The sequence below is a fragment of the Candidatus Dormiibacterota bacterium genome, from assembly GCA_036495095.1.
Taxonomy (GTDB): Bacteria; Chloroflexota; Dormibacteria; order Aeolococcales; family Aeolococcaceae; genus CF-96.
The window spans coordinates 1-8,490 of sequence record DASXNK010000203.1 but is presented as its reverse complement, the minus strand read 5'-3'; the positions used below and the strand labels follow the sequence as shown (position 1 = coordinate 8,490).

6 protein-coding genes are annotated in these 8,490 nt (G+C 75.0%); 4 read left to right on the top strand and 2 right to left on the bottom strand.

Annotated features, from left to right (window positions below):
* Positions 1–1,169, bottom strand: a 1,169-nt coding sequence (locus VGL20_20745; protein ID HEY2706118.1) for an FAD-dependent monooxygenase, incomplete at its 3' end; no start/stop codon positions are given.
* Positions 1,170–1,306: 137 nt separating this feature from the next.
* Here VGL20_20745 and VGL20_20740 point away from each other — a divergent pair.
* Genes VGL20_20740 through VGL20_20725 form a run of 4 tightly spaced genes read left to right on the top strand, consistent with a single transcriptional unit; the run spans position 1,307 to position 7,909 of the window.
* Complete coding sequence (locus VGL20_20740) at positions 1,307–4,285, top strand: hypothetical protein (GenBank protein ID HEY2706117.1); 2,979 nt, start codon at positions 1,307–1,309, stop codon at positions 4,283–4,285.
* Between the two features lie 33 nt (positions 4,286–4,318).
* Positions 4,319–5,008 carry a hypothetical protein gene (locus VGL20_20735; protein HEY2706116.1) on the top strand — a complete coding sequence of 230 codons (690 nt, stop codon included), beginning with the start codon at positions 4,319–4,321 and terminating at the stop codon, positions 5,006–5,008.
* 52 nt (positions 5,009–5,060) lie between these two features.
* Entirely contained in the window at positions 5,061–6,731 is a 1,671-nt protein-coding gene (locus tag VGL20_20730) for an acyl-CoA carboxylase subunit beta (GenBank protein HEY2706115.1), read from the top strand.
* An 11-nt stretch (positions 6,732–6,742) separates the two neighbouring features.
* Positions 6,743–7,909, top strand: coding sequence for a nucleotide pyrophosphatase/phosphodiesterase family protein (locus VGL20_20725; protein ID HEY2706114.1), 1,167 nt, complete (start codon positions 6,743–6,745; stop codon positions 7,907–7,909).
* Here the strand turns inward: VGL20_20725 and VGL20_20720 are convergent.
* On the bottom strand, positions 7,817–8,490 hold a 674-nt coding region (locus tag VGL20_20720; GenBank protein HEY2706113.1), incomplete at its 5' end, for an acyltransferase family protein. The genes VGL20_20725 and VGL20_20720 overlap by 93 nt on opposite strands.

Here is an 8,490-nt window from a genome sequence, read left to right as displayed (position 1 = left end):
GCGGTCACGAGATCCAGGTCAGGCATGCGGCGCCCGAGCAGCGGGTGTCCCCCGCCGAGGTCGTAGGCGACGTCGAGGCCGGAGATCATCGCGGCGATGTGCTTGCGCGGTTGGTCCATCGTCAGCACCTCGGCCAGGATGCCGCGAAGCGCGACCGTGCGCTCGTCGTTGGCGCCCACCGCTCTCTGCGCCATCGTGTTCTGCAGCACCCGGGCGGCAACCGGATGCCGTTCAGCGTGGTACGTGTCGAGAAGGCTCACCGGTGATCTTCCGTCGACAACCTGAGCCAGCTTCCACCCCAGGTTGACAGCGTCCTGCACGCCGACGTTCAAACCCTGCCCGCCCATCGGAGCGTGCACATGGGCGGCGTCACCCGCGAGCAACACCCGCCCGCCGCGATACGCCACCGCCTGACGCGTCATGTCGGTGAAGCTGGAGATCCAGCTCGGGCTGTGGACGCCGTAGTCCCTGCCGTCAACCCGGATGAGCGCGTCGCGGACGTCCTGCAGGGTGGGCTCATCGGTGCGGTCCAGGTCGGGCACGATGAGGGTGACGCCCACCCGTCCATCCTCGGCTGGGCCGATGCCACCGCCGCCACGCAGGCCGAATTCCGGCACCTCCTCCATCTCGACCTCGGCAATGATCCAGCGCGTGGTTGGATTCCAGCCCGCGAAGTCGATTCCGGCAGCCTTGCGCACAGCGCTGCGGCCCCCGTCGCAACCGACCAGATACCCCGCCCGCAGCGATGTGCCACCGGACAGCGCGACATCGACGCCGCTGTCGTCCTGCCTGAACCCGGTCACCTCGCGTTCGCGCAGGACGGGAACGCCCAGCTCGTCGAGCCAGCCGGCCAGGATGCGCTCGAAGTGGCTCTGCAGCAGCGCCATCCCATAGTTGTGGCGGGTGGGGAAGTCGCTGATGTCCATCCGGACCCCGGCGAACGCCTGCACCTGCATCGCCTTCCCCTCGGCGAGGAAGCGATCGACGACACCGCGCTGGTCCAGCACCTCGATGGTGCGGGAGTGCAGACCTCGGGAGCGCGAGCTCTCGAGCCTGAAGCTGGCGCGCCGCTCGACGATGAGGACGTCGGTCCCCGCCAGCGTCAGCTCCGCCGCCAGCATCATCCCCGTCGGACCGGCGCCGGCGATCACCACCGCACGCCCGGACATACACCCTCCTCATTCCCCAATGCTGGTCGGGAAACTCTGGACCATACCCGGATGGCGACCGCCACGCGGCTGTCACGGCCGATGACGGCTCGGCATCGACGCTCCCGGACGCACCACGTTGGTCCATCGTTTCCTGAATGGTCGACGACACCCGGCGCGAGGAGGCCTGGCACCTTGCCTGGGTGATCGCTGACATGCAGCGGCTCGAGGCGGGTGGCCACCTCGGTGCCGAGGGCGTGGCGCTGCTGAAGCGCTACCGCGACCGGTACGCCTGGCTCGCCGGGCCGGCCCCCGCGGCACCGCCCGCGCCCGCAGCGCCGGCGATCCCGCCCCCGCCGCCGAGCGGCGTCGCGGTCGGCGGCCCTCCGCCGCCGCCGCCCGCCGCGCTGCCGTCGTGGACGGTGCCGTCCCGGCCCGCGGCAACCCCCTCGCCCGGCCTCGACCTGCGCCGGCTGATCAGCGAGCACGGCGTCCTGCTGCTCTCCTGGGCGGGCGCCCTGCTGCTGATCAGCGCCACCGTGCTCTTCCTCGCCTACGGGCCGGAGGGGCTCGGCGGCGCCGCCCGCGCCGCCACCGTGCTCGGACTCAACGCCGCCCTCCTCGCGGTCGCGGTCGTCTGCCACCGCCGGGCGGCGCTGCGGCTGGTCGAGCGCACCTACCTGGCGCTCACCGCGCTCACCCTCCCGCTCAGCCTCGCCGCCCTCTACGGCTACCTGGTCCGGGACGCCACCGGGATGACCTCCTCGACCGCGGTCGCCCTCGGCGGCGCCCTCTGCGCGGTGGTCTACGAGCGCATCGCCTCGCTGCTGCGCTCCACCGCCTACGCCGCGCTCTGCCTGGGGATGGCCGCCACCGCCGCGGTGAGCGCCGCCGTCGCCAGCGGAGCCGGGGCCCGGGCCCTTCCCGGCGTGGCCCTGATCGCGCTGGCGGGGTGGCTCCTCGCCGGTCGGCCCGGGTCGCCCTTCGCGCTGCCCGGCCGCTGGCTGGCGCTGGCCGCGACCCTCGCCGGCCCCTGGGCGGCGGTCGCCACCGCCTCCCACCAGGCCCTCGACGGCGCCACCGCCCCGCGGGCGGTCCACCTGCCCCTCACCCTCGCCGCCACCGCGGCGGTGTGCATGTACCCGGCGCTGCGCCGGGCCAGCGCCCTGATGGGGTGGGTGAGCGTGCTCCTGGCGAGCGCCACCCCGCTCGCCCTGGCCTGGAGCCTGGGCGCCGGCGGCGGCGAGCTCGACCTCACCCTCGCGCTCACCGCCCTCGGCACCGCCGCCGTGACCGGGCTGCCCTGGCGGCTGCTCGACCGCCCCGCCCTCGGCGTCCAGGTCGCGCTGACCCTCGGCGAGGCGGTGGCGCTGCTCGCCACCCTGGAGGCGGTCGCCGCGGCGGCGGCCAGCCCCCGACTCGACGTCGAGCTCCTCGCCGTCGCCGCGGCCACGCTCGCCGGCACCCTGCCGGCGCTGCGCCGCGCCGCCGGGAGCGCGCTGGTCTGGCTGGCGCTCGGGCCGGTGGCGGTCGCCGCGGTCGCCGTCGGGGCCCTCGACCGCGGTGGAGACGTCCTGCCCGAACACTGGCCCGCGGGGGTGCCCTGCGGGCTGGCGCTGGTGCTCGCCGCCACCGCGCTGGTGGCGGTGCGGCGCCGCGCGACCGCGCTGCTGCCGTGGCTGAGCGGCGGGCTCACCGCCACCGCCCTCACCGCGGTGAGCGCCGCTCAGCTCGGCCAGGCCGGATACACCGCCTCGCTCGTGATCCTCGGCATCGCCGGCGCGGCGATGTCGGTGGGGATGCCGCCGCTCCAGCGGCAGCTGGCCTGGTGGGGCGCCGGTCTGCGCCTCGCCGCCGCCGCCTGCGTGGTCGTCTCGCCGGTCTGGCTGGAGGCGCTGCTCAGCGCCGGTGCGCTCGCCGGGGCGGTGCTGCTCGCCGCGGCGAGCCGCCGCGCCCTCGCCGGCCTGCTCGCCGCCGCCCTCGCCGCCGCCGCCTGGTACTGGACGGCCGCGGTGGTCGCGGGCGGCGCCCTCACCCTCCACCAGGCCGCGATCGCCCTGGCGCCGCTGCCCCTCCTCGCCGCCGCCGGGCTGGCGTTCACCGGGACCCGCCTGCGCCGCGCCGGGGGCGACCTCGCGCTCGGGCTCTGGGCGGGCACCGGCGGCCTCGCGGTCCTCAGCCTCGGCCTCTGCGTCGCCGCCGAGGACCACGCCCTGCTCTCGGTGGTCAGCGCTGCCCTCGCCGTGGTCGTGTACCTCGCGGGCCGCCGGCTGCGGCGGCTGGAGACGGTGGTCGCGGCGGCCGCCCTCGCGGCCCTGTCGACGGTCAACGCCGCCCTGGCGATGGGCTTCGGCACCACCGGCGCGGTGCTGGGGCTCACCCTGCTCGGCGTCGCCGCCCGCGGCGCCGCCCTGCTCGAGGGGCCGGTGCCCGGCTGGCGCACCGCCCACCGGCTCGCCGCCCTCGGGCTCGCCGCCCTGGCCGCCCTCTGGGCGTTCACGGTGGCCACCGGCGCCCCCGACGGGGTCGCGGGCCTGTCCGCGTCGCTCGCCCTCGCCGGGTTCGCCGCCGCCCTGGTCGCCGCCGCCCTCGTCGCCACCGAGACGGCCTGGCCGGCACCCCGGCTCGGCCTCTGGGCGGGCATCCTCCTCGCCGCCGCCGGGCTCGACTGGCTCAGCGCCGCCGCCCACCTCATGGACGCCCAGGACTACGTGGTCGCCCCCGCCCTGGCCGCGATCTGCTGCGGGCTCGCCGCCCGCGGCGACCGCCTCCCCGACGGGCGCCCCGAGGCGGCGACGCCGCTGCTCGGCGGCGGCCTGCTCCTCCTCCTCGGCAGCAGCGGTCTCCAGGCCCTGGCCGCCAGCTCCGGCTCCTGGTACCTGCCGCTCCTGCTCGGCGAGGCGATCGCGGTGCTGTTGGTCGGGGTGGTCGCCGAGTCGCGGCTCTGCGCGGTCGCCGCCGGCGTGGCGCTGGCGGGCGTCTGCCTCCGCGCCCTGGGCATCGCCGCCTCCAGCCTTCCCCTCTACGCGGTCTTCGGCGGCTGCGCCCTGCTGCTGCTCACCGGGTCGGTCGGCCTGGCCCTGGAGCGCGAGCGGGTGAACCGCCTCCGCCAGGCACTCTCCCGCTGGAGACCCTGATCCAGGACCGCGCGCTGTAGCCTGCATGGCGCGATGTCCGACCCCGATCCCCGGCCCGTCTCCGCCCCGCCGACCCCGCCGCCGCCTGCGGGCGAGCCCCGCGGCCCCGGCCCCGGCGAGTGCCGGCTCTGCGGCTCGGCGCCGGCGGCGGACGTGAGCTTCCGCCAGCACGTCGGCATGGTGCTGCTGATGCAGGCGCGCAGCCGGCCCGGCCCGTACTGCCGCTGGTGCGGGATCGCCACCTTCCGCGACCTCCAGAACCGCACCCTGCTGACCGGCTGGTGGGGGGTGATCTCGCTGCTCGTCTTCAGCTGGTCGACGCCGCTCTACAACCTGCTGGCGCTGCGCCGGGTGCGGCACCTGGGCCCCCCGGTGCGCGACCCGGCGGTGATCAGCCCGCTGGCGGCGCCGCTGCCGCCGGGCGCGCCGCTGTGGAAGCGCCCGGGACCGCTGGTGCCGCTGCTGCTCGCCGCCGTGGCCCTGCTCCTGGTGGTGCGGGCGGTGACCGCCCCGCGGGTCGTCGACCCCGCCTCGGACTCGGCCGTCGGGCAGTGCGTCGTGGACGTCGGGGGCGAGCTGCGGCCCGTCGACTGCTCCGGAACGCACGACGGCCGGATCCTGCAGAGGCTCTCCCCGGCGACCCTGGTCGACCCCTGCGCCGCCGGAGTGCCGTTCCGCTACTTCGCCGCCAACGTGGTCCTCTGCGTCGAGAGCTCACGCTAGACCGGTGGGGACGTCCCGCGGGGCCTCCATTCCGGTAGCCTTGCCACCCACCATGGCCAAGGCGCCCCGTCCCGGCATCCCCCCCGCGGGGGCCGAGGACCGTCCCCGACTCAGCGATGGTGACCTCAAGGCCACCGCCGCGGGCGCCAACGGCGCCGCCGCCGGCACTCCCGGCAGCGTCACCGAGCGCAAGATCAACCTGCTCCGCAAGCGGCGCTACGACGCGGTGCAGCGGGGCGGGGCGGCGGCGCGCCTCCAGCACCGCAAGGGCAAGCTCACCGCCCGCGAGCGGATCGAGCGGCTCCTCGACCCCGGCTCCTTCGTGGAGATCGACGTCTTCGCGATGCACCGCTCCACCAATTTCGGGATGGGGGAGAAGCGCATCCGCGGCGACGGCGTGATCACCGGCTGGGGCACCGTCGAGGGCCGGCAGGTGTTCGTCTTCAGCCACGACGCCAGCGTCTTCGGCGGCTCGCTCGGTGAGGTCTTCGCCGAGAAGGTGACCAAGATCATGGACCTGGCGGTGCGCAGCGGCCGCCCCTGCATCGGCGTCAACGACTCCGGGGGAGCGCGCATCCAGGAGGGGGTGGTCTCGCTCGCCGGCTACGCGGAGATCTTCTACCGCAACGTCTGGTCGAGCGGCGTCATCCCCCAGCTCTCGCTCATCGTCGGCCCCTGCACCGGCGGGGCGGTCTACTCACCGGCGATGACCGACTTCATCTTCATGGTGCGCCGGGTCGGCTACATGTTCATCACCGGTCCGGACGTGATCAAGGTCACCACCGGCGAGGAGGTGACCTTCGAGGAGCTGGGCGGCTCGGACGTGCACAACCGGCGCAGCGGCGTCGCCCACTTCATCGCCGACGCCGAGGACGAGGCCTTCGCCCAGATCCGTGAGCTGCTCTCCTACCTGCCCAGCAACAACACCGAGCAACCCCCGCACCGCCCCACCCTCGACGACCCCCAGCGCGCCGACCCCGAGCTGCAGTCGATCATCCCCGACAACCCCAACCAGCCCTACGACATGCGCGCGGTGATCTCCCGGGTGGTCGACGAGGCCCGCTTCCTCGAGGTGATGCCGTATCACGCCGAGAACCTGATCACCGGCTTCGCCCGCCTCGACGGCCACCCGGTCGGGATCGTCGGCAACCAGCCGCGGGTGCTCGCCGGTGCGCTCGACATCGAGGCGAGCATCAAGGGGGCGCGCTTCGTCCGCTTCTGCGACTCGTTCAACATCCCGCTGGTCACGTTCGTCGACGTGCCCGGCTTCCTGCCCGGCACCGCCCAGGAGTACGGTGGCATCATCCGGCACGGCGCCAAGCTCCTCTACGCCTACTGCGAGGCCACCGTGCCGAAGCTCACGGTGATCACCCGCAAGGCGTACGGCGGTGCCTACGACGTCATGTGCAGCAAGCACATCCGCGCCGACTACAACGTGGCCTGGCCCACCGCCGAGATCGCGGTGATGGGCCCGCAGGGCGCGGTGAACATCATCTTCCGCCGGGACATCGCGCAGGCGGCCGACCCCGCCGCCAAGGCCGCGCAGCTGATCGAGGACTACCGTGAGCAGTTCGCCAACCCCTACTACGCGGCCGAGCGCGGGTACGTCGACGACGTCATCGAGCCCAAGCAGACCCGGGCCGTGCTCATCAACGCGCTGCGGATGACCGCCACCAAGCAGGTGGAGCGACCTCGCCGCAAACACGGCAACATCCCCCTCTGACCGGCATGGAGGTGGGCGAACCCCCGCGCCCCCTGCCTCGCTATGGCGAGGCCGCGCTGGCCGACCTCGTCCCCGCGCTGATGCACGCGCTCGGCGCCGACGAGTTCCCCGACCCGCTCGGCCTCGAACCGCTGAACTCGGTGGCGCTGCTGCTCATCGACGGCCTCGGGTTCGACCTGCTCCGCCAGCGCGCCGCGGCGGCGCCCTTCCTCTCCGGCACCGCGCTGCGGTCGGTGCCGCTCACCGCCGGGTTCCCGGCCACCACCGCCGCGAGCATCGCCTCGATCGGCACCGGGCGCCCGCCGGGCGAGCACGGCCTGGTCGGCTACACGGTCTGGCTCCCCGGCGAGGAGGGGGCGCTGAACATGCTCACCTGGGGCCCGTACGGGGTGCGGGGCGGCGCCGGCGACACCATCCACCGCCTCCTCCCCGAGGAGGTGCAGCCCGATCCCACCGCCTTCGAGCGCGCCGTGTCGTCGGGGATCGACGTGGTGCTGATCGGGCCCCGGCTGCACTCCCACTCGGGGATGACCCGCGCGGTGCTGCGTGGCGGCCGCTACCGCCCGGCGATCTCCCTCGCCGACACCGCCCTGCAGATCGTCGAGGCGCTCGGCGAGCGGGGTCGGCGCTTCGTGTACGCGTACCACCCCGACCTCGACGCCGTCGGCCACCTCCGCGGCACCGCCTCGGAGGCGTGGACGCTGCAGCTCGCAGACATCGACCGCACCGCCGCGCTGGTGGCCGAGCGGCTGCCCGCGGGGTCGGCGCTGGTGGTCACCGGCGACCACGGCATGATCGACCTCCCGCCGCGCTCGCGGGTGGACGTCGACGACCACCCCGAGCTGTCCGCAGGCCTGCGCCTGCTCGCCGGCGAGGCCCGCGCCCGCCACCTCCACGTCCGCGAGGGCGCGGTCGAGGACGTGCTCGCGGCGTGGCGCGCCCACCTCGGCGACCGGATGTGGATCGTCTCCCGGGAGCAGGCCATCGAGGAGGGCTGGTTCGGGCCGGTGGTGCCCGCCCGGATCCGCGCCCGCATCGGCGACGTCCTCGCCGCCGCCCACGGCGACGTGGGCGTGTTCCAGCGCTCAGTCGACCCCGCCCAGGCGCGGATGATGGGGCACCACGGGTCGATGACCGCGATCGAGCAGCTCGTCCCCTTCGTGATGGTGCGCCGCTGAGCCGAACCTGATCGGCCGCTGCTCGGCGCCGATGAGCGGGGCGAGGGGGGTGGCGCTGATCAGCCGGGTGGCGAGCAGCGCCAGTGCCAGGGTGAGCACGGTGAGGAGCAGGAAGCCGGCGATCGACCCCGGCAGCGGCCGGTTCAGCATCGGCTTCAGGTGGTCGTCCCCGAGCTCGAACGCGATCACCGGATGGAGGATGTAGACGCCGAGCGAGTCGCGGCTCAGTGCCAGCATCGGGCGGCGCAGCCGGGGGAGGCGGCGGAGCACCGCGGGCGCGCCGAGCAGCACCGCGCCGGTCACCGCGACCACCACCGGCACCAGCAGCGGGCGGAGGAAGGCGCCGGTGCCCTGGGCGAAGTCGCCGTTGCGCAGCCGGGTGACCGGGCTGGCGACCAGCAGCGCGAAGCCGGCCGGCACCAGCGCGAGGCAGGCGAGCGCGACCCGGGGATGGTCGCCGACGTCGCGCCGCCGGGCCAGCAGCCGTCCCGCGGCGACGCCGACGGCGAAGTAGCCGATCCAGAAGGGGAGCAGCTCGTAGCCCCAGGACAGCGCGAGTGAGTCCAGGGGGTGGGGCATCG